General features: G+C 56.0%; 17 protein-coding genes and 3 pseudogenes. 17 read left to right on the top strand and 3 right to left on the bottom strand.

What is annotated here, in order from left to right; translation table 11 throughout:
• Nucleotides 1-227: 227 nt before the first annotated feature.
• The 3 genes from AC2YI2_RS31615 to AC2YI2_RS31605 all read left to right on the top strand — a co-directional run bounded on the left by AC2YI2_RS31615 (nt 228) and on the right by AC2YI2_RS31605 (nt 3514).
• Nucleotides 228-602 carry a N,N-dimethylformamidase alpha subunit family protein gene (locus AC2YI2_RS31615; protein WP_487390515.1) on the top strand — a complete coding sequence of 125 codons (375 nt, stop codon included), beginning with the start codon at nt 228-230 and terminating at the stop codon, nt 600-602.
• A complete protein-coding gene (locus AC2YI2_RS31610; RefSeq protein WP_487390514.1) occupies nt 599-2911 on the top strand; it encodes a N,N-dimethylformamidase beta subunit family domain-containing protein in 2313 nt (770 codons plus the stop codon). Before AC2YI2_RS31615 ends, AC2YI2_RS31610 begins: the two co-directional genes overlap by 4 nt.
• A 156-nt stretch (nt 2912-3067) precedes the next feature.
• On the top strand, nt 3068-3514 hold the full coding sequence (locus AC2YI2_RS31605) for an ABC transporter permease subunit (RefSeq protein WP_487390572.1): 447 nt from the start codon (nt 3068-3070) through the stop codon (nt 3512-3514).
• Between the two features lie 120 nt (nt 3515-3634).
• Here AC2YI2_RS31605 and AC2YI2_RS31600 read toward each other — a convergent pair.
• Nucleotides 3635-4292: pseudogene (locus AC2YI2_RS31600) on the bottom strand (VirB4 family type IV secretion/conjugal transfer ATPase); the annotation flags it as partial.
• Between the two features lie 993 nt (nt 4293-5285).
• Between AC2YI2_RS31600 and AC2YI2_RS31595 the strand changes: the two are divergent.
• The 8 genes from AC2YI2_RS31595 to AC2YI2_RS31560 all read left to right on the top strand — a co-directional run bounded on the left by AC2YI2_RS31595 (nt 5286) and on the right by AC2YI2_RS31560 (nt 13577).
• Nucleotides 5286-6410, top strand: a complete 1125-nt coding sequence (locus AC2YI2_RS31595) for a substrate-binding domain-containing protein (RefSeq protein ID WP_487390513.1) — start codon at nt 5286-5288, stop codon at nt 6408-6410.
• Between the two features lie 67 nt (nt 6411-6477).
• Nucleotides 6478-7698, top strand: coding sequence for a sugar ABC transporter permease (locus tag AC2YI2_RS31590; protein ID WP_487390512.1), 1221 nt, complete (start codon nt 6478-6480; stop codon nt 7696-7698).
• Nucleotides 7699-7707: 9 nt separating this feature from the next.
• Nucleotides 7708-8433, top strand: coding sequence for a 5-oxoprolinase subunit PxpA (locus AC2YI2_RS31585; RefSeq protein ID WP_487390511.1), 726 nt, complete (start codon nt 7708-7710; stop codon nt 8431-8433).
• Nucleotides 8430-9347, top strand: coding sequence for a 5-oxoprolinase subunit B family protein (locus AC2YI2_RS31580; protein WP_487390510.1), 918 nt, complete (start codon nt 8430-8432; stop codon nt 9345-9347). The genes AC2YI2_RS31585 and AC2YI2_RS31580 overlap by 4 nt, the downstream gene beginning before the upstream one ends.
• Nucleotides 9344-10327, top strand: a complete 984-nt coding sequence (locus tag AC2YI2_RS31575) for a 5-oxoprolinase subunit C family protein (RefSeq protein ID WP_487390509.1) — start codon at nt 9344-9346, stop codon at nt 10325-10327. Before AC2YI2_RS31580 ends, AC2YI2_RS31575 begins: the two co-directional genes overlap by 4 nt.
• Nucleotides 10314-11876: a sugar ABC transporter ATP-binding protein gene (locus AC2YI2_RS31570; RefSeq protein WP_487390508.1), complete on the top strand. Its 1563-nt coding sequence runs from the start codon at nt 10314-10316 to the stop codon at nt 11874-11876. The genes AC2YI2_RS31575 and AC2YI2_RS31570 overlap by 14 nt, the downstream gene beginning before the upstream one ends.
• Before the next feature lie 87 nt (nt 11877-11963).
• The gene (locus AC2YI2_RS31565; protein WP_487390507.1) at nt 11964-12206 is read left to right on the top strand and encodes an acetyl-CoA carboxylase; all 243 of its coding nucleotides are present in this window, start codon (nt 11964-11966) and stop codon (nt 12204-12206) included.
• 9 nt (nt 12207-12215) lie between these two features.
• A complete protein-coding gene (locus AC2YI2_RS31560) occupies nt 12216-13577 on the top strand; it encodes an acetyl-CoA carboxylase biotin carboxylase subunit (protein ID WP_487390506.1) in 1362 nt (453 codons plus the stop codon).
• 207 nt (nt 13578-13784) lie between these two features.
• Here AC2YI2_RS31560 and AC2YI2_RS31555 read toward each other — a convergent pair whose 3' ends face one another.
• Nucleotides 13785-14600: a GntR family transcriptional regulator gene (locus AC2YI2_RS31555; protein WP_487390505.1), complete on the bottom strand. Its 816-nt coding sequence runs from the start codon at nt 14598-14600 to the stop codon at nt 13785-13787.
• 142 nt (nt 14601-14742) lie between these two features.
• Here AC2YI2_RS31555 and AC2YI2_RS31550 point away from each other — a divergent pair, with 142 nt between their 5' ends.
• From AC2YI2_RS31550 to tnpB, 6 genes and pseudogenes are all read left to right on the top strand, one after another.
• On the top strand, nt 14743-15816 hold the full coding sequence (locus tag AC2YI2_RS31550; RefSeq protein ID WP_487390504.1) for a phosphotransferase: 1074 nt from the start codon (nt 14743-14745) through the stop codon (nt 15814-15816).
• A 5-nt stretch (nt 15817-15821) separates the two neighbouring features.
• Nucleotides 15822-17153 carry an aspartate aminotransferase family protein gene (locus tag AC2YI2_RS31545; RefSeq protein WP_487390503.1) on the top strand — a complete coding sequence of 444 codons (1332 nt, stop codon included), beginning with the start codon at nt 15822-15824 and terminating at the stop codon, nt 17151-17153.
• A 13-nt stretch (nt 17154-17166) separates the two neighbouring features.
• Entirely contained in the window at nt 17167-18537 is a 1371-nt protein-coding gene (locus AC2YI2_RS31540; protein ID WP_487390502.1) for an aldehyde dehydrogenase family protein, read from the top strand.
• Nucleotides 18538-18637: 100 nt separating this feature from the next.
• Nucleotides 18638-20125: an aldehyde dehydrogenase gene (gene aldA / locus AC2YI2_RS31535; protein WP_487390501.1), complete on the top strand. Its 1488-nt coding sequence runs from the start codon at nt 18638-18640 to the stop codon at nt 20123-20125.
• Between the two features lie 291 nt (nt 20126-20416).
• Nucleotides 20417-20755: pseudogene (locus tag AC2YI2_RS31530) on the top strand (transposase); the annotation flags it as partial.
• 34 nt (nt 20756-20789) lie between these two features.
• Nucleotides 20790-21065 carry an IS66 family insertion sequence element accessory protein TnpB gene (gene tnpB, locus AC2YI2_RS31525; RefSeq protein WP_487390500.1) on the top strand — a complete coding sequence of 92 codons (276 nt, stop codon included), beginning with the start codon at nt 20790-20792 and terminating at the stop codon, nt 21063-21065.
• On the opposite strand, the pseudogene AC2YI2_RS31520 reads toward tnpB, so the two are convergent.
• Nucleotides 21062-21432: pseudogene (locus tag AC2YI2_RS31520) on the bottom strand (recombinase family protein); the annotation flags it as partial. The gene tnpB and the pseudogene AC2YI2_RS31520 sit on opposite strands and share 4 nt — an antisense overlap.

The raw sequence follows: 21432 nt of genomic DNA, 5'->3' as shown, positions 1-21432 counted from the left end.
TCGCTGTTCACTGTGATGATATACGCTTGTGCACCGCGCCCCTACATTGAGCGAGATGATAGTCTTCCCGCTCAAAACCCGAGGTTAACATCTGTCGTCTGTCCGCCGCACTGTTTGGAATAGGAAGAAATACTCATGGGACCGATGCTTATCAAACACGACGTCAGCAATCGTATTTTCATTTTTTGTTTTGGTGAGGTATGACGATGCGCACTAGTGAGCACCGGATGAATGAACTTAGCGGGATATTCCATCGCCGTTACCACGCTCGTCTTCGCGAAATCTTCACTGATGAGGTTTTTGCCGCGTACCAGAAATCACCGCTGGGGCCGCACGACGACAGTACCGCTAGAGTGGCTCGCGCGTTCGGAAATGCTAGCGTCGCCGGTAAAGAGGTTGTCGTTTCGCTAGGCGCGGACGGTCCCTGGGGAATCGGCAGGATCGAAGTAGGTGCACCCGGAAACATCTTTCACTTGCCCGAAACTTTCAGCAGCTTTGAAGACGCTATGCGAGCAATTTTTTCGATGCGTAGAGACGCTTTCTTCGCGATCTCCGGCACTAGCGATGTAGCGGGCAAAGCAGAAAAAGGCGCTGAGGCATGACACACAGTTCACAACAAATCTTCGGTTATTCCGACCGGATCGCTACACGGCCGGGCGAGACTGTCTCCTTTCACGTCAGCTGCGAAAACCTGGACAGATACGATGCAACCCTTGTCCGACTTGGACATGCCTTTACGGGCTCAGCCGGTCCAGGTTTCCTTGAAACGGAATGTGTTTCCGAAATCAACGGCAGCTATGAAGGCAAGCGGTATTCCTGCCAGCCCGGCTCATACATGGAAGTCAACGACGAGAATGGAATTCTGAGCACTCCAGATGGGTTTGTGATCGAGGCGCATGTGTTCCCGACCCTGCCCAAGGGAACTCGTTCCGGAAACTTTGGAGCCTACCAGGTCACGCAGAACTCCTTTGGCAGTGGAGCCACTCATCAGGCTATTCTTGGCAACTGGTCAGAGGCGACACAAACTGGTTACGCGCTTATTTTGGACGACGGCAAACCGGCCTTCGTGTGGAACGACGGCACAAGCACCAAAAGGCTCTCGCTCTCGACAGGCCTTGAAGCGAACCAATGGTATCGGCTGACGGTTCGGATCGTAGCCATTGAGGGGAAGGTCTACCTCGACCAGACGCCCATTTCGAACATCATGAACCAATGCTCGAGTCAGGCTACGGGACTTGCGGCGCAATCAGAGTCCGCCTCGATTTCGGGAAAGTGGTCTGCGAGCGAGTTTTCGTTCAGGATCGGGGCGCTGGCTCGACGCGAGGATGACCGCGTTCTGGCTGCAAGTGTCTTCAACGGGAAAATTGGCGGGATCAAGATTTCGCGCAGCGACTCTGACGATGTGGTCGCAGCCTGGCATTTGGGACGCAGCACGCGTGCCGACAATCTTTTGCTTCAAGAGGTTGTAGACAAATCGTCCAATAAGCTTCACGGGCGCTGCTACAACAACCCACTGCGCGGCGTGACAGGGCATCGGTTTACGGGTCTGGTAGACGACTTCCGTCTGGCGCCGGATGAATACGATGCCATCCATTTTCATGATGATGACATCACCGATGCAAATTGGCCGGTTGCATTCACGCTCGAGATTCCGAAAGATTGTCGGAGTGGCGTGTATGCTGCGAAACTGACGAGCGGATCTGCGGAATATTACGTTCCTTTTTTCGTGCGTGCAGGCGAAAAGAAAGCGAAAATAGCGATCCTTTTCTCTACAGCGACTTACCTTGCTTACTCAAATGACAGGATTCCATTCGAGGCAAACGGCGCCGAGGCCCTTGTCGGCCACACACCCGTAGTCAATCCCATAGACTTGATCTTGCAGGATCATCCGGAATTCGGGCGTTGCTGCTACGAAGTTCACAATGATGGCAGTGGCGTCGTTTTCAGCGGCCTTCATCATCCGATTCTGACACTTCAGCCGAAGCATCGCGGTTGGCCTCAAGCGGATGGCGTTTGGGGGCTGCCCGCGGACCTCTGTATTGCCCATTGGTTGGAAGCCCTGGAGCTCGATTATGACCCCATCACCGATGAAGATCTCGATCTTGAAGGGTATGACCTGCTGAAAGACTACAAGGTTCTGATTACCGGCAGCCATCCCGAATACGTGTCGCGCAACGAAATCTTGGCGATCGACGAATTCACGCGTCACGGCGGCCGGCTTATGTATCTGGGCGGCAACGGCTTCTTCGCGACGGTGTCGTTTGATCCTGAGGACCGCTCGATCATGGAACTCAGGCGCTCTGACGGCGGTACCCGCCCGCACCAGTCCGCATTCGGCGAAAGGCGCCATACCACATCGGGTGAAAGCGCAGGCCTGTGGCGCAACAAGGGACTACCACCTCAACGCCTGCTTGGTGTTGGATTCACGGCCCAGGGCATGGATCGCAGCACTTACTACGAACGGCTGGAAGACAGCCATAATCCAGTCGCGGCGTTCGCGTTCAAAGGCATCGGTCCCGACGAGCGTATTGGCGACTTCGGAATAATGGGCGGCGGTGCAGCTGGCACTGAGATCGATTGTTACCAACCCGTCCTCGGAACCCCCCCAGGCACCTTGCTGCTTGCAACGTCGGGTCCTTTTTCGGACGCGTATTTGCTCGCTTCAGAGGAAATTTACGAGACGGTTCCGGGCATTGGAGGCACAGAAAATGCGGCGATCCGCTCAGACATTATCCTCAGTCCTCTGGTCGGAGGCGGCGCACTATTTGCGGCCGGTTCGATCTCCTACACCGCCTCCCTTTCTCACAATAATTACGACAACAACGTCGCACGGCTGACCACCAATATTGTTAGGCGTTTTCTGCGTCCAGAACCGCTCGACGTCATCGTTGCAGAGGGAGAAGCAGGGTGAGTTTAAAAAAGTAAACTCATTCATCCCCAACAATGATGACCGAGGCACCCCACGGTATGGTGTTGGATATGCGGAGACTGAAGCGGGAGTAGCACACAGGCAGAGATAGGCCATCCGGCAGTTAGAAAGCTGTTCGGTGTACCAGCCTCGGTCTTGGTGGCCGGCTTCATTTTTGTCGTTGTCATCGTGCTGCCCAACTACACGCGCTGGGGCCGAGCATTCTATACCGTCGGCGGCAATCCGATCGCGGCTGCGGCCGCCGGTATCCGGGTGGCGCGCTATCGCATGGCCGCGTACCTGATTTCCGACGGGCTGGCGGCGATCGCAGGCGTGATGCTAGCGGCGCGTTCCAATCGGGGCGACGTGAATTTGGGTGACGCGTACATGCTGCAGGCAGTTTCGGCGGCCCTCGTTGGCTATGCCGTGCTGGGCGCCAACAAGCCGAACGCCTTCGGCACTCTGATCGGCGCGATCTTCGTTGCCACGCTGATCAACGGTCTGACGATGTTCAATTTTCCGTACTACGCGCAAAGATTCGTCCAAGGCGTGCTGCTCGTTATCGCACTGCTGATGAGCTACACGCTCGGCCCCCGCCCGCGGTGAGTACCCGTTCTATTCAGCTGACGGGGCAGAAAATGAAGCGACCGCTTCCGAACATCCGCGGAAATCTGTTCCGACATGTCCGGAAAGGTCGTCGCTATTAAAGGGAGCCGAGCAGGGGATCGATCCCGTCGGCCCGAAGATCAGCGTGTGGCCGACGTCGTCGAGGTGAAGGTTCAACCGGAAGGAAGACGAGCCGCTGGCGACCTGCTTCAGCGGCGGAGCGTTTGGCGGGTAGAAAGGGCAAGGCGCGACGATGCTGCCCGCCAAGTCGGAATTGACCGGAATGAGATCGGCGAGATTGCGCGTATTGATTGGCGGTTCGCGGACGTTGGTGTAGGTGTTGCCCGGCGGGCTGTCGAGATAGGCCCCGTTGGCGTTGAGGGTCTCTATGCGAGCGCCGAAGCCTTCGGCGCGGATGAGCCTCCGGACTGCCTCTGCCTGATCTCGGAGCCGTGCGTCATCCTTGTCGAACATCACGATGACCGGCGTGTCATAGCCGTAAGCGACGATCTAGGACGATGTCTCGGCGATCGCGTCGTCGATTTCGGCAACCATGGTCATCGCGTCCTGGCCGACCGAACGGCTCTGGGTCTGGAAGAGCTGATCGAAAAACGGCCGCACTTTTTGCTGCCCTTCTTGCTGGTCCGTTCGAGCTTTTGCCAGGCTTCCCCGATCGCCCGAGGAAAATGAACCGGCTGGACCAGCGATAGGTTAGCGCCATCAGGTCAAGCGAATTGAGGATGCAGGGCCAGCTCTCTGCCGGAAACCCGGCTACAGAATGGTCGCCCTTACACGCTTGCCGAGCTTGATGTAGAGCTCGACCGCTCGAGCCCTATCTTCGTGGGACATAAACGACCTCCTTGGTAGTCCAAGTTTTCGTCCGCATCCCCCCGGGTCAAATTCGACCGACAATCCACATCGCGGAACGCAGCCGAAAAAGTATCAATAACCAGACCTTCAGACAAAATGTCGACAGTATGTGTGACCTAGTTCAAGCCGAAAATGCCCGAACCGCTTAAGATAAGATCAAGAATGCCCCAAGGATAGGCAATTGCAAGGGATTTAAGTAGTTGACGCGGGTTAATGTCGCTGGTATCGTTCTGTCGACAGTATGTGAGGCTCCGCCATGAAGACTGGTATTCGTCAAAATTTCTACGGACCGCCCCCGATAGAAATAGTCTCGCTTGCAACCCGGCGATTTGCAATGGTGCGGGCCGTTGTTGCTGCATGCATCAGCTGCCTTGCGCCGCTCAGAAGTTCGTTGAGTGATGTCGACAGGACTCAAGCACGTCTTTTGTCGGAATGTTCGAAGCGCTTGCGCATCGACTTTACTCGACCGCGTCGGGTTCCCCGCGGCTTCGCGATCGTTTCGGCGGAGCCTGCGACGTCGGTCGGCGACTCCGTCATCCTCAAAGTCTCGTCGAGCGACGGGAAGCGTGAGTTCGAAATAGCGCAAAGAGGACGGTGGTTACCCTTGGCAGAAGAGCTTGCCACCGCAAAAATCCCGTACTCGCGGGTCCCATTGGGTTGGGGCGGGAAAGAGGCATTCGTACTTCACGGTCGGTTCGGCGGAGAGCCCATCGATCACTCGTTCTGGATGACCCGCCAAGCAGTACTTTTTGAATCAGGTAACATCGTAGTCGAATTGCGGGAAACTCGAGGTAAGGGCTTGGGTTTGTTGCTTATGCTTGGCTATGCACGAGATCTTGCCCAAACAACCGGGAGCGTAGTGCGGAAGGACAGTTAGCACGTCAATCGAGGGAGAGAACAAATGACGCGTGACGACGATAAATCCAGCAAATCCACGAGTTTCATTTCAAATAACCCGTTGCGAAATATGTTTCGGCCTGATCGGAGACGTTTGCTCAAGGGTGCGGTCGCGCTCGCGGGTAGCACCTTGGCTGGTGGCTTGGCTGCTCCGGCTATCGCCCAGAACAAGCCTTTCAGGGTTGCAATGTTGCTGCCGAGTTTTGATCAGCAGCGCTGGCGTGCGGCAGACGGCGCCTTCTTTGTGAAGCGTGCGGAAGAACTGGGTATGGAAGTCCTGCCTCTCCAATCCTCGAATAACGACCCTATTTTGCAGGCAAGTCAGGTTGAGAATCTTCTCAACCAACGGATTGATGGTCTTGTGCTGGTTGCGGTGAACGTCGACGCTGCCGTGACAAGTGTCCAGCAATGCAATCTTGCAGGTGTTCCGGTTGTATCTCACAATTATATCATCCCGAATGTAGAGCTCGCAGGCGTTTCAGCCAGAGACGGTGTGGAACTCGGGATGAAGCTGGGCGATGCAATGCTCGCCGCAGCGCCAAAAGGCAATTGGATCGTGAACAAGGGCGATGAAGGTACGGACATCGCCCGTGCAAAGGCGGAGGGTGGTTACAGGGCCATCCAGGCTGCTTTGGACCGCGGTGATATCAAGATTGTGTCAGATCAGTGGATGATGGCTTGGTCGGGTGATCTCTCGCGCAAGCAAGTGGAGCAGGCTCTTACGGCCGCCCAGAACAACGTCCAGGCCGTTCTGTCCTATTGTGACTGCCAAGCCTACGGTGTCGTCGAAGCACTCAGATCGCAAGGTCTGGCCGGCAAAATCCCCGTGTCCGGGGAAGATGCCGAGCCCGAGATGCTGAAGCTGATACTTGCCGGCGATGCCTATGTGACAGCCTGGACCAAGTTCGACGAGATGGGCAAGCATTCCGCCGATCTATTGTACGCCGCCTTGACGAAGGAAGATCCGCAAGCGCCTGAGACGCTCAACAACGGCGCCGGGGACTGGCCTTGGTTCAAGAGCCCGATCGTCAATGTGACAAAGGATGGACAAGCGCCTCATTCGATTTCCGTAGCTGATTTTGCCGAGCAGAATCCATGGTGGGTTACCAAGGCCGCCCTTGGACTCTGATGTCGGAGCGGCCGCTTACTTGGCGGCCGCCCGGTTTATTTCGGCCGAGTGAGATGCGGAGAAAAAATTGAATACTGCCATGAGCCCAACGTCACCCAACGAAGCCGGGCCACCACAGGTCCCAAAACCAGCACGTGTATCGCTCTTCCGATTTGGTAAGCTTGATCAACTTCGAGCGCTTAGTCTGATAGGCGTCTTGCTGGTCATATGGCTGGCCTTCCAGCTCCTGACCGATGGCCTATTTCTTTCGCCCCGGAACCTGACGACGCTCTTGGTCCAGGTCTCTCTCACTGCGATCCTCGCGTCAGGCATCGTTCTGGTGATGGTGCAGGGTTACATCGATCTCTCGATTGGCTCCGCAGTCGCATTCGTCGGCATGGTCGCCACGCTACTTATTGATCCCACACGTGGTTTGGGGTTAACCGATTCCGCGTGGGTGGTTATCCCTCTGACCTTGGCCGCAGGTATGCTCATCGGTGCATGGCACGGTGTCTGGGTTGCCTGGCTGGGTGTGCCGTCCTTTATCGTAACGTTGGCAAGCCTACTTGCTCTCCGGGGCGCTGCTTTGGTGATCACCGGCGGTTCCACGACTTCACACGGCGGAGTTCTGTCATTCGTCGCTGCTGGCGCAGTTCCGGGCATTTGGGCCTCGATCTTTCTGGCCATCCTGGTTCTGGCATACGCTTTAGTTCGAATCGCTGATCGGAACGCGCGTATCGCTGCGACAGGCAGGCATGAACCTCTTCTCGGCTCGGTTGTGCTGCCTGCCATGGGCATACTCATTGTGGCCGCAGGCGCCTCGGTAGTCGCGCTTTCCTACCGCGGTGCGCCGCTTCCGGTGGTTCTGCTTGTGTGTGTCTTGGTGCTGGTTTCGGTTCTGATGGCACGCACACCCTTTGGCCGGCGCCTCTATGCTATCGGCGGAAATCTCTCGGCAGCAAAGTATGCCGGTATCGATGTGAAGCTTCATTGCTTCGTTGTCTTCGTCATAATGGGTGCCCTCTATGCAGTCGCGGGCATGATTTTGGTGTCACGCATCGGAGTTGCCGTTCCGACTGCCGGCACCGGTCTCGAGTTGACCGTTATTGCCTCTGCGGTGATCGGCGGAACCAGCCTCTTTGGCGGGAAAGGAACGGTTGCCGGTGCGGTTATCGGCGCGTTGCTGCTCGAAAGCCTCAATAACGGGATGGGGCTGATGAATGTCGAGTCCTCGTTCCAACTTATCGTCAACGGTTTGGTACTGCTGGTGGCTGTCTACATTGATATCCGTGGCCGCAATAACTCCTGAGGTCATCAAATGGCGAACTGGTCGATAAATTGCGACTGCGGCGAATCCTACGGAAGGTTATCCGTGGGGCAGGATGAAGCTGTGGTGCCGCTTATCCACTCTGCGAATATAGCTTGCGGTTTCCACGGGGGCGATCCAAGCACCATCCGACGCACCGCGCGCCTTGCAGTAAGCCACGGCGTCGACTGCGGCCTGCATCCATCGCTGCCTGACCTAATGGGCTTCGGTCGGCGTGTAATGGCGATGGACCCAGGCGAACTAACTGATATCCTCATTTACCAGATGGGCGCGACCAAAGCGCTGATTGAAGCTGAAGGCGCCAGCTGCGTGCATGTGAAACCGCATGGCGTACTTTACGCCATGCTCTACGATGATCGTTATGCCCACGCCTTTGCAGATGCAGTCCAAGCGGTGGATCCGGAGATCGCCTGGATCTGTGAGGCACACAAGCCGACCGCGCGTATAGCTCGTGACCGTGGTTGCAAAACGGTGTTCGAGTTTACCGCTGACCGGGCATACGACGCCGATGGAAACCTGGTAATCACCCGTATGCCTGAGCCCGTGGACCCCGGCTTTGCTGTCGCGCAGGTCAGGCAGGTCGTGACTGAAAGGAAGTTGACAACAACAGCTGGCACGACGCGCGACGTAGAGGCTACGCTGATTTGCATACACTCCGATACCCCCAACAGCGCCGAGGTGGCGTCGGCAATACGTCATTACTTGGAGACACTATGACTGGCACTGACGAAAATGCGGCTTCCTTCGGCGGAGATGAGGCTGTTGATCTCGGTGGCCTCCGCTGGCTTGCTGCGGGTGATCGTTACTGCCTGCTGGAACTTGCTCAACACATAGACCTCGCCAACAACATGCGCGCCATTCAATTGGCGCGTAGGATTATGGACGCGCAAATCGAAGGCGTTATCGAAACGCTCCCTATGTTTGTTACGGTGCTTGTTCACTATGATCCTATCCGACTGTCGGCTTCCAGCCTACGGGACGAGGTGCGTCAGCTTTGGAGCGAGATCGCCGTAGAAAAGGACGTGGTCCTCGTTTCGAGAATAATCGAGGTCCCCGTCTGTTACCTTGACCCCTGGACTAAGGCGTGCGTCGAAAACTATTCCCGTACAATAAAGCCGATAGGTGACGATCCCGAATTTGTAGCCCAAGCAAATGGTCTGCGTTCAGCAGAAGCGTTCGTTAAGCGACACGCTGCCACCGAGCATTGGGTTGGGGGGGTGGGGTTTTGGCCGGGTCTTCCGGACATGATGCCACTTGACCCTCGGTGCCAGCACTCGGTGACGAAATACGACCCGCCGCGACTTTCCACCGTCGCCGGCGCAGTGGGAGTCGGGGGGGGATTCACCTCGATCTACCCCATGGATACACCGGGCGGCTACCATTTGATCGGAAGAACACCTGTTCCGATTTTCAGTTTTGAAAGTCGCTTAGCGCCTTTCCGCGAGGGACCGACGCTGTTCCGGCCAGGCGACCGGGTTCGTTTCCAGCGCATTGATGAGCAAACCTTCAGCGAGATTGAGGCTGCCGCAGCTGCAGGGAGCTATGAGTTCTCGATAACCTACGACGATCACTTTTCGCTGGATCGGCACAAAGTTTGGAGTGCGGCGGCAGCCGGGGAGGAGTTGGTATGACGGCCACGCCTGGAATGCGCGTCAAACGTCCTGGCCTGCAGACCACTCTGCAAGATTGGCCGGGTCGGGTCGGCTATTGGAATGTCGGAATTCCGCCTTCCGGCCCTATGGATTCCCTATCGTTCCGACTTGCCAATCGCCTCGTCGGGAATGAACCGGGCGAAGTCGGGATAGAATTTCAGTTCTTAGGCCCAGAACTCGAGTTCTTGGCTGATGCGAGCGTCGCAATCGTTGGCGGGAAGTGCGGTGCAACGCTGGACGGCGAATCTTTCCCGACAGGGAAAGTCGTAGCGATCAGGAAAGGGCAGAGCCTCAATTGCGGAGCCGTTCTGCAGGGCGCTCGTGCGTATCTCGCAGTTGCGGGCGGGTTTGCCACCCCATCTACACTAGGCAGTTGTGCGACGTTCCCCCGGGCCAAGATTGGTGGCGCAACCCTGACCGCAGAAATGGAATTGCATTTCGCTGAGCCTACAGTCCGCCGTGTTGGTTACTCGGCAAATTGCGGCGAGTCACATTTGGACTGCAAGGTCATCGAGGTGGTGGCAGGTCCCCATTTGGACTGGCTGTCACAGCGTGGACTCGAAATGCTAGTCGGCGGGAGTTGGAAGGTGTCGTCGCGCATGGACCGCACCGGAATAAGGCTCGAGGGTCCGCCGTTGGACTTTTCAACCAGAGCGCACCAGAAAGCGCCTGAGAACGGTGCTGACCCGAGCAACGTGATCAACACAGGCTATCCGATCGGTGGCGTCAACATTTGCGGTGGAACACCTATCATTTTGCCCTGTGACGGCCCGAGCCAGGGAGGGTTCATCACGCCCATTGTTGTGGCGACTGCCGCGCTGCGCAAAGTGGGGCAGCTACGACCCAATCAAGTCATTTCCTTTCAGCGGATCACCTTGGAGGAGGCCGTGGCACTCTACAGAGCAAGTGAACAACTGGCCCGTTCCGGATTGATCGAGACACCCCATGCAAGATACTGAAAAGCGTATTTCGGACGTTCCCTCTCCACCATCGGTCTTGGAAGCGCAGGGGATCTCCAAACGGTTTGGCGGCACGCAGGCTTTGAGCGACGTTTCCATCGCGTTTCGGAGGGGCGAAGTTCACGCGATCGTAGGGGAAAACGGAGCTGGCAAGTCAACGCTGGTCAAGATCCTCAGCGGCTTTCATCCCTCTAAAGGTCATGACGGGACCCTCGCAATCGACGGTTTGCAGATCCAGGTCAGTAACATCCACGATGCCGAGGAGCACGGAATTTTCCTTGTGCCCCAGGATATTCAGGTTGTTCCGGCTATGACGGTGTCCGAAAACCTATTCCTTAATCGTGAGAGAAGCCACTTCGGGTTTTTGAGAAGCGGCCAGATGCTGCAAGAGGCAGCCTCTCGACTGCGTGAGTTTGGATTCGATATGGACCCGTCCCAGCCGATTGCGGATCTGACGACGGGCGAGCAGCAACTTGTCGTGATTGCGCGCGCCATGATGCGGAATGTCAAAGTCCTTGCACTCGACGAGCCGACCGCGGCTCTTACGGACGCTGAAGCTAACGTGCTTTTCGAACACGTTTCGCGGCTGACCAAGCGTGGCATTGCGGTGATTTACATTTCGCATCGCTTGGATGAGATCATCCGGATCGCTCACCGCGTTACGATAATGCGAGACGGCAAAGTTGTAGAGGGTTTCGAACTCGGCGAGAATAGGTCCGACGTCGGACGTCGGATCGTGCGGGGGATGGTTGGACGAGACGTTCAATTAACACGCCGCGCCAGCTTGGAGCGTGGCAAATGCAAGCTTTCGGTGAAGGATTTTTCCGTCCCACGGACGAGCTCGCGCGGTCAGCAAACGCAAGCCCTAGAAAGCATCTCATTCGAAGTGCACGAACGTGAGGTCGTGGGTGTTTTCGGATCGATCGGGAGCGGGGCCGATGACTTGGCAAACGCTCTCTTTGGTATGCAACCTTGTTCAAAAAAATCAGAACTTACGATCGACGGAAAGCCGAGGCGGCTCCGCAGTGCGGCCGATAGCATCGCGGCTGGCATAGGATATCTCCCAGGCCACCGGCAACGTGACGCTGTTTTCCCGCAAATGACAATAGGTGAAAACATAAGCATGCTCGAACTAGGTTCGCTTCATAGTGCGGGACTTATCGAGGTAAAGCGAGAAAGCGCGCTTGTCGCAGAGTACTTTGAACGGTTCCGAGTCAAGGCTTCGACTCCAGAGATCGCCATCCGCGCGCTCTCGGGCGGTAATCAGCAAAAGGTAACGCTCGCGCGTGTTCTGTCGAAGGATCCAGGAGTTTTGATCCTGCACGAGCCGACACAGGGTGTCGACATCGCGACAAAAAAGGACATCTACGAGGTAATCGACGCCCTGGCGCGCGGCGGCAAGGCTATATTGGTGGTCTCCACTGACCACGAAGAGATTCTGACTTTGAGCGATCGCATTATCGTGCTTCGGCAAGGCAAATGCGCTGCAGTTTACGGGCAAGAGGCCACTCAACAGGATCTCCTTGTCTCTGCAACTGGCGGAGATTGACGAGCTTTGAAAAGTGCTTGTAGCGTTTAGCGGGCTGCGCGACACACTGCAGGTTGTCTGAAGGCGAATATTCGAGGAATGTGAGCTATGGCAGTTGAAGTTGTCGAGGCATTTATGCCGGGAATTTTCTACCGCAGGGGAAATCCCGACGATCCACCATACAAGGAAGAAGGCGACATGGTCGCCATGGGAGATGCTGTCGGCTTGATCGAGATCATGAAGTCTTTCGCGCCAGTGGAAGCCGGAGTAGCCGGGCGCCTCGTCCGTTTCCTCGTGGAAAGCGGGGATGCCATCGATGCTGGCCAAGCCATATGCGAAATCGAGACGTAACGGCCCACCATGACCATTAAAAAAATTCTCATCGCGAACCGCGGCGAAATCGCCGTGAGGATCATCCGGGCAGCTAAGGAGCTTGGGATTCAGACCGTTCAGGCTGTCAGCTCGGCAGACCGCGATATGCTCGCGGCCCAGATGGCCGACGCCATAGTGGAAATCGGACCCGCGGCGGCCGGGAAATCATACCTTAACAAGGATGCAATTCTAAAAGCCGCCTTGGACTGTGGCGCAGACGCCATTCACCCGGGTTACGGCTTCCTATCCGAAAATGCCGACTTTGCGGCGGCCGTTGTCGACGCAGGAATTATTTTCATTGGGCCCCAGCCCGAAACGATCCGAGCAATGGGAGACAAAGTCAGTGCTCGTCGCTACGCCATCGCGGCGGGCGTACCTGTGGTCCCAGGTAGTGAGGGTAAGTTGGCGAGCCTTGATGAGGCTTTGTTATTAGCCGATCGAGTTGGTTACCCCGTTATGATAAAGGCATCTGGAGGCGGTGGCGGCCGCGGTATCCGGGTAGCTTACGACGAATCCGAACTCCGGACTTTGATGCCGCAGGCAAAAGCTGAAGCGGCCGCTAGCTTCGGCGACGACGGCCTTTACTTGGAGGCATACATTAAAAATGCTCGCCACGTCGAGGTACAGCTGCTTGGTGACGGGCGCGATGTTGTTCATCTCTTCGAGCGTGAATGCTCCTTACAGCGTCGGCGGCAGAAAGTTTGGGAAGAGGCCCCAGCCGCATTTCTTTCCGAGAGCACCAGAGAGGCTCTTTGCACATCTGCAGTGCGTCTTGCAAAAGCTGTCGAATACAGCGGCGCCGGCACGTTGGAATATCTTTACGATCATCAAAGGGAGGCGTTTTACTTTATCGAAATGAATACTCGCGTGCAGGTCGAACACCCGATTACCGAAATGATAACAGGTATCGATATTGTCCGCGAAGGCATTCGCGTCGCTGGCGGAAATAGGCTTTCGATGACGCAAGCTGAAATTCGCATGAATGGCCATGCCATTGAGGTGCGTATCAATGCGGAGGATCCCAAACTCGGTTTCAGGCCCGCGCCCGGCACAGTGTCTAGTTTAGCGGTGCCCGGAGGAGCTGGCATCCGCTTCGACACCATGTTGTATCCCTCTTATGTGATCCCTCCCTACTACGACTCTTTGCTCGGCAAACTGATTGTCTGGGACGACAGTCGAGAGAACGCCCTACGTCGGCTGTCCCGCGCACTGGACGAGCTCAAAATCGAAGGCGTTGCTACCACGGTGCCGCTTCATAAGGCACTCGCAAAAGATCGGGATGTAGTCGATTGCGCCGTACATACTGGGTGGCTTGAGCAGTGGCTTGAGCGCAACTCAAACAATTTCTAGGATAGCGTCCGTCAAGATGGTGTAATTTCCGGTGTGGTTCCGGGCCGTCATTATCAGGCGGCTCTGGGTGTAATCTGAAGTGTAGCTTCCTCCTCGATTGTTGGTGGATTTAGCTCAGCCATCGCCTGAATGCTAGAGAAATTGGGGACGCTTGGTTTCTGCATGTATCCTCTAGCAGACGTTCGTCGTAGGAGCGGGGTGTGGAAGCTAATGCCTGCCGCGTTTCTGACCGTCCACCTGCGACATCCGCATCAGCAACCTTTCCCCGGCGTTGGAGATGTGGCTATACATCGATTCCTCGGCGGCCTTCGTGTGCGAAGACCGGATCGCGGCGAGGATGGGAGCATGAGCTTCGATTTCGCTGTCGATGTCTGAACCGTAGAACTTAGTTAGGAAAATGCAAACTCGGGTGCGAGTCTGAAGTGATTTGAGTTGATCGAGCAGTAGTTCGTGGCCACACGGGGAGCAAACGGCCCAGTGGAAGTTCATATCCGCCTCAACGACAGCAAATTCGTCTCCTGCAACCACGCTCTCGCGCAGGGCCTCGTACCGCGCTTCAATCTCTTTGATCTCGGCATTGCCGTATCGACCTTCCGTCATGGACAGCCGAACCGCGAACGACTCCAGCACTGACCTCAGAGTGAAAAGTTCGCGAACGCTTCGAGGCGTCAGCGATGTGACCGTCGCCCTCCTGTGCGGATGAAGCGTCACCAAACCTATTTCAGCCAGCGATCTCAGCGCCTCGCGCACAACGGTTCTAGAGGTTTGGAACTGTTTGGAGATGGGTACCTCGGCCAGGGTGCTATCCGGCGGAAACTTCCCTCTCAGGATTTCATTTTGAAGGAATTCGACGACGCCCACCGCCAATTTTGGATTGTTTGAAGTTACCTCAGTCATATCTGCCCAGCAATTTGCGTTGTCGACAAAACGATCACTGCCATTGTGCGACGCCGATGGCAACTGATTGCTTAGGAGGTAAGCTTTTTTGGTTCTCACATATTGACAAGCACGCTTAGTAAACATACAAAAGTGTCGACAGTTTATCTAGTCGACAAACCATTCTATGGGCGGGAAACGGCTAATTTTAGCGCGGATGTACGCGTCTTGTTAATGCTCCCGCGAACAGGTACGTCCCTACTCCCTGTCGACATTAATCGAGGATCAAATGAGCGTTTCTCCGTTGGACGTCGCCGATAAGCCAAGCCTCCATGCAGCGGAATCGCTATTCACGTCCGAACCACCAGCGGTTGACGTCGAGTTAGCCCGGCGTGTCGTCCTTGAGCATTATGGGATCACTGGCGAACCAACAAAACTCCACAGCGAACGGGACACCAACTTTCTCGTTTCCACCGGCGAAAACTCTTTTATTCTAAAGATCACCAATCAGGAGGAGCCAGCCGGGGTTACGGATTTTCAGACTGAGGCTCTTTTGCACCTAGAGCGCTCAGCTCCGAGCCTGCCGGTTCCGCATTTGAAAAGAACCCTGGAAGGCAAGCCAACTACGTTTTTGGAACTGAGCAACGGAAAAAGTGCCGTCAGGCTTTTGACATACTTGAATGGATCGCCCCTCAAGGAGCTCCAGCGCTCCAGGTTTCCATACCGTAAGATCGGGCAGGTCATTGCTGAGTTAGACAAAGTGCTCGAAGGTTTTGACCATCCTTACAAGAAGTATGACTTGGTTTGGGACTCGAGTTCTCTGCAGAAGCTCAAACCTTTGCTGGGTTTCGTTACTGACCCGGCATTGTTCGCGCTCTGCGAGAAAATCGTTGACGATTTCGAGCATAGGGTAGGGCCTGGACTGGCGGGATTGAACTGGCAGGTCATTCATAACGACATCAACCTGAACAACATTCTCGTCTCGCCCGATGACCACAGCGTTTCAGGGATCTTTGATTTCGGCGACATGGTGTATGCGCCGCGGGTCAACGAACTCGCAGTCACCTGTGCCTATCACGTAGCGGATCAGGATCTCTTCAAGGCGAGATTGGCTGCATTAGTGTCTGCGTACAATGAAGTGGTTCGCCTGACTGACAGCGAGTTGAGTGTACTGTATGACCTCATCCTGGCGCGGTTCGTAACCACCATCCTCATCACTTACTGGCGTGCATCCATCTTCCCCGAGAACAGAACGTATATCCTCAGAAACAACCCGACGGCTGTCGAAGGGCTCCGCCTTCTGAGCAGCCTTGGCAACGACGCTTCGCACCGACTTTTTCAATCCGCATGCTACTTGGAGTAGAACATATGCCTCTTGATACTACGCCTAACCTTTTCGTCCCAGGTGCTGCGAAGCTCGATCCGGAACTAGAGGCCACTATCGCGCGCCGCCAACGGGTGATGGGTGCCTCCTATCGGCTCAACTACTCGAAGCCGTTACACTTTGTGCGCGGCGAAGGTGTCTGGCTATACGAGAAGAACGGAACACGGTTTCTGGACTTCTACAACAATGTTGCATCGCTGGGACACTGTCATCCTCGGGTAGTGAATGCCATGGCAGAGCAAGCGCGAACGCTTTGTGTGAACACGAGATATCTCTACGATTCCGTAATTGAATATTCGGAACGATTGCTAGCAACCTTTCCGGCCGAACTGTCACGGGTTGTCTTCGCGTGTACTGGTAGTGAAGCCAATGATGCGGCTTGCCGCATAGCTGAGCATGCTACGGGTGGCGAAGGGTACATCGTTTCTGACTTTGCGTACCATGGTACCACCAAGGCAGCTGCCCAGTTGTCGAGCAATCTCGGCCCAACTGTTCCGCTAGGCCGGACTGTTTGGACAGTCATGCCGCCGCACACCCTCGGGCGATCGGACGCGCAAGCCGCCGAAGCATTTACGGCAGAGGTAAAGTCGGCGCTGGCTGAGATGAAGCGTCATGGCGTTAAGCCGGCAGCACTTCTGATCGATAGCATTTTCTCGAGCGACGGGGTCTACCCAGACCCCCGGGGCGTAATCAAAGAGGCCGTACAGGCTGTTCGCGCGGAGGGCGGACTTTTCATCGCTGACGAGGTGCAAGGTGGTTTTGCTCGGACCGGCGACTCCATGTGGAGCTTTTCGCGCCATGAAGTGATCCCTGACATCGTGACCTTGGGCAAGCCAATGGGTAACGGCTACCCGATGTCCGGCGTCGTTGCTCGTTCGGAGCTGATCGATAAATTCGGCGCGAATGCGCGCTACTTTAATACGTTTGCGGGAAACACCGTCGCCGCTGCTAATGGTTTGGCGGTGCTTGACGTGATCCGCGATGAAGGATTGTTAGAGAACTCGCGGATCCAAGGCTCCAAGCTCGGCCAGCAATTGGCAGACACAAGCGATGAAAGAATAGCACAGGTGCGTGGTTCGGGCCTCTATTGGGGGGTGGAAGTCCGCGATACGTCGACAGGTTTAAAGGACGGCCGCACGGCCAGGGCAATCGTAAACGCGATGCGTGAGCGAAACGTGCTCGTTAGTCTGACGGGTCGACACGAGCACGTTATCAAGGTGCGCCCCCCGCTTGTCGTCCGTGAGAACGAGATTGACCGCTTCATGGAAACCTTCCGAGACGTGCTGCGGAACGTCCCTTCCAAATCCAACGATTAGTTCGGTGAAACGTATGACCTTCAAGAGTATCAACCCGGCTACCGGTGAAACGGTAGCGCAATACGCCGCGATGACAGATGCGGAAGTAGAAACTGTAATCTCGAAGGCGCAGAATGCTTTTCTGTCCTGGCGCATCACCTCCTTCGAAGAAAGAGCCAAAGTCCTGCGGCAGATGGCCGACGCCATCGATGCTGCCGAACAGGAACTTGCCGGACTGATCACTCGCGAAATGGGAAAGCCTATATCCCAGTCGATCGCCGAAATACGCAAGAGCTCGGGCTTGTGCCGGCACTATGCAGAGCATTCCGCTTCGTATCTCTCGCCGCAGATGATTGATCTGCCGGACGGACAGGCGATGGTGGTGCCGGAGCCTCTTGGTGTGGTTTACTCGATTACGCCCTGGAATTTCCCCATCTGGCAGCTTGTGCGGCTCGCGATCCCCACCATCGCAGCAGGCAATGCTGTTGTCGTGAAGCCGGCGCCGAACGTGATCGGATCCGCGGAAAAGCTCATCGAGCTGTTTCAGCGTTCCGACGCGCCCTTGGGTCTCTATCAATGTCTCAGGATCGACCACGATCAGTCCGACCGCATTATTGCGGACGACCGTATCGTCGCGCTTGGTCTGACCGGGAGCGAAAGGGCAGGATCCGCGGTAGGTGCGAGTGCCGGACGTCATTTGAAGAAGGTTGTGCTGGAGCTTGGCGGGAGCGATCCCTTCATCGTCTTGGCAGATGCCGATGTTCAGCGTGCCGCAAGAGCCGCTGCCGTGTCCCGTTTTCAGAATGCTGGTCAAGTGTGCATAGCCGCGAAACGGATCCTCGTGGAAGAAAGCATTTCAGCGGAATTCATGGACGCATTTCTCGCAGAGGTGGACGCTATGAAGATTGGAGATCCTACCCGGGCCGACGTGTTTATCGGTCCGATGGCTAGGGGGGATCTGAGGGACGAGGTCGAACGGCAGGTGTCGACCGCCGTAACAGCAGGTGCCCGTGTAGTACGCCGCGGTGGGACGATGCAAGGCCCTGGCTTCTTCTACGACCCTTCCGTGATCGTGGGTGGCGACGATACGCCGTTCAGGAAAGACGAGATATTCGGACCGGCTGTCGTCGTTCTCCCGTTAGCGACTGAGGAGACGCTTATTCGGATTGCTAACGAGACCAGGTTTGGTCTGAGCGCCTCCCTTTGGACCAGCGATCAGGATCGAGCAGCCAATTTGGCCAGGCGAATTGAAGCAGGCTGCGTATTCGTCAACACCATGTCCAGGTCCGATGCGGCGTTCCCCCTCGGGGGAACCAAACGCTCGGGCTTTGGTCGCGAGCTCGGGCGAGAAGGAGCCCGCGAGTACACGAATCTGAAGACCATTGTGATGTCCAACACTATCTAAGTTTTGGTTTCACAAAACTCATCCTGGCTGGTGCCCACAAACCAAATCGGGCCTTCGCTTGCGCAGGGTATGAAGTTTCACAAATTGAGGACTATCAGCGATGACTGAGGCGCTTCCAACTAACTTTCAGCTTTTAATCAATGGACGATTTGTAGACGGATCGGCAGGGTTCTCCTCGGTTATTAATCCAAGTACCGGGAAAGCGTTTGCTCAGGCCCCGGATGCAGGCGAAGATCAGGTAGCCGAAGCCATTTGGGCGGCTCGAGAAGCGCAACCGAAATGGGGCATGAAGTCTCCGCTTCAGCGCGCTGTCATCATGCGACAGATAGCTAAGCTCATTCGCCGTGATGCCGAGCTGCTGGCCACTGTTCTGGTCATGGAGCAAGGCAAGCCCATCAACGAAGCCAGGGGAGAGGTGGCTGAAGCGGCCGAGTTCTTCGATTATTTTGCCGAATTCGCTCGCCGTATCCAAGGGGAGATATTGCCATCGGATTTTCCAGGTGAGCAAATATGGATTCAACGCGTTCCCGTCGGGGTCGTCGTGGCGATTCTTCCTTGGAACTACCCGTGCGGTCTGGTCAGCAGAAAAGTCGCGCCAGCACTCATTGCGGGTAACACGATAGTTGTCAAACCGCATGAAGAAACGCCGCTAACAGCACTGATGATGATGCGCCTTTTTGTTGAGGCTGGTGTGCCGGACGGCGTGGTAAACGTCGTCTCTGGCGCGGGGGAAACTGTCGGAGCTGGCTTGGTTGGCCGACGTGACGTCGATTTGATTACAATGACAGGAAGCGTTGCCACTGGAAAACACATCATGTCCAGAGCTGCGGGCAATCTCACGGCTGTTTCGCTGGAGCTTGGCGGAAAAGCCCCGTTCATCGTTATGGACGACGCGGATATGGAGCACGCAGTCGCGGCGGCAGTGACCTCGCGTTACATGAATTGTGGCCAGGTTTGTGTGTGCAACGAGCGGACATTGGTTCATCGCTCACGGTACGACGAGTTTGTGGAGCGGTTCATCGCCATGACCCGCACGTTGACCGTTGGCGATCCGATGTTGACGACGACGGATATTGGCCCAAAGATCAGCAGCCGTGAGCGAGACAAGGTCGAAAAAATGCTGGCCAAAGCCGTCGCAGACGGCGCCGAAATAGCGTTCGGGGGTGGGAGGCCGCAGAGAGAAGATTTGGCCGATGGTTTCTTCATCAATCCAACGGTACTCACAAATGTAACCCCGGATATGGACATCATGACGGACGAAATATTCGGTCCGATTGTTCCGATAATGCCGTTCGATACTTTTGAAGAGGCGGTCGCCATTGCCAATAGCAGCAGATTTGGGCTATCCGCGTATCTCTTCACCAACGACTTTAACAAGATCATGGCCGCAGTCAGCGACGTTTCATTCGGAGAAATTTATGTGAATCGTTCTGCGGGTGAATTGCTGCAAGCCTACCATGTTGGTTATCGCGAAAGCGGACCGGGCGGAGATGACGGTGTTCACGGACTGGACAAATACCTTAGAAAAAAGACCGTCTACGTCAACTATTCCGGAAAACCAACGGCTGGTCTCATGCCTTTCCGTTGAAACCGGTTTTCTCCCCACGCAATCGCAGGACCATCTTGAGGGTAATGTCCTTCGCCTCTTCGATTTTGACGAGACGGTTCACGCCTTGATGCCCACGACGAAGACATTGTCACCGGGATAAAACCTGTTTCGCTGCAGTAAATCGTAACCGCTGTTCTGCCCCCACATTGCCCGCAGTCGCCTGATCTGTGATCGCGTTTCCATGGACAAGCGATAAGGAGTTTCTCCATGGACACTACATTGGAGGTTCTCACGACGCGGCGGGGCTGACGGGACGTTCATCGGCTATGGCCGGACGAAGTCAAGGCGCGGATCGTATCGGAGAGCTTGCGACCGGGCGTGAGGGTGAACGAGGTTGCCGAGCGCCATGGCATTAAGGCCAACCACCTGTCGTCCTGGCGAACACTGGCGCGGCAGGGCAAGCTGGTTTTGCCTGAGCCGGAAGACGCAGTCGAATTCGCGGCCATGATTGTTGAGACGCCCGCGCCGCTTGACACGCCGGAGCCGCCGATTGCCAAAGCAGTCTCCCGTGCCGAGATTGTCATCGGTCCAGTCACGATCCGACTTGAGGAAGGGGTGTCTGTTGCCAGGATCGCCGCCATCGCGCGTGCCTTGGCGGCAACGACGTGATCTTTCCATCGAACCGCGTGCGGATCATGGGATCATGGTGGCGACCAAACCCGTCGACTTCCGCAAGGTGCATGATGGATTGACGGCGCTGGTGAAGAACGAGCTGCACAAGGCCCCGTTCACCGGAACAGTCTTCGTGTTCAGGTCTCGTAAGGCAGACCGGCTGAAGTTGATCTACTGGGATGGAAGCGGCATCGTGCTTGCCTACAAGCGGCTGGAAGAGCACACCTTCACCTGGCCCGGCATCAAGGATGGCCTGATGACGCTGACCCACGCCCAGTTCGAAGCCCTGTTCGATGGCTCATGTTAATGCCCCTCCTGGTGAGGCTGACAGATTCTGAGATCGATGGAGCTGATCGTGTGGTTTCGTAGGTTTTGGACACCCTCAAGGACCTCCTCGACGTCGTTGAAGACGTATGCGCCGTTGAGTTGCCGATTCACCAGAAGGCGCTTTTTCCTGATTTGCACATAGAGCCAGTTTGCGAAAATTCTGAGCTTAGCGGCGAGTTCAGGTGCTGATAGGCGGCCGATTTCATGGTGCCATCTGACGTTTCGCTGGCCCACCTCGATCTCTGCCGAATGGCGTATTCTTTGCACGGTGATGGGTAGGACCTTATCCCTGCATGTGGGGGAGCGGTGGCCTTCTTGGGTGAGGATGGCAGCTATCTCGTCATCAT

It is taken from the genome of Rhizobium sp. SRI_017, from assembly GCF_057586295.1.
The sequence above is the reverse complement of the archived record's forward strand: the minus strand, read 5'-3'. Positions and strand labels throughout refer to the sequence as shown.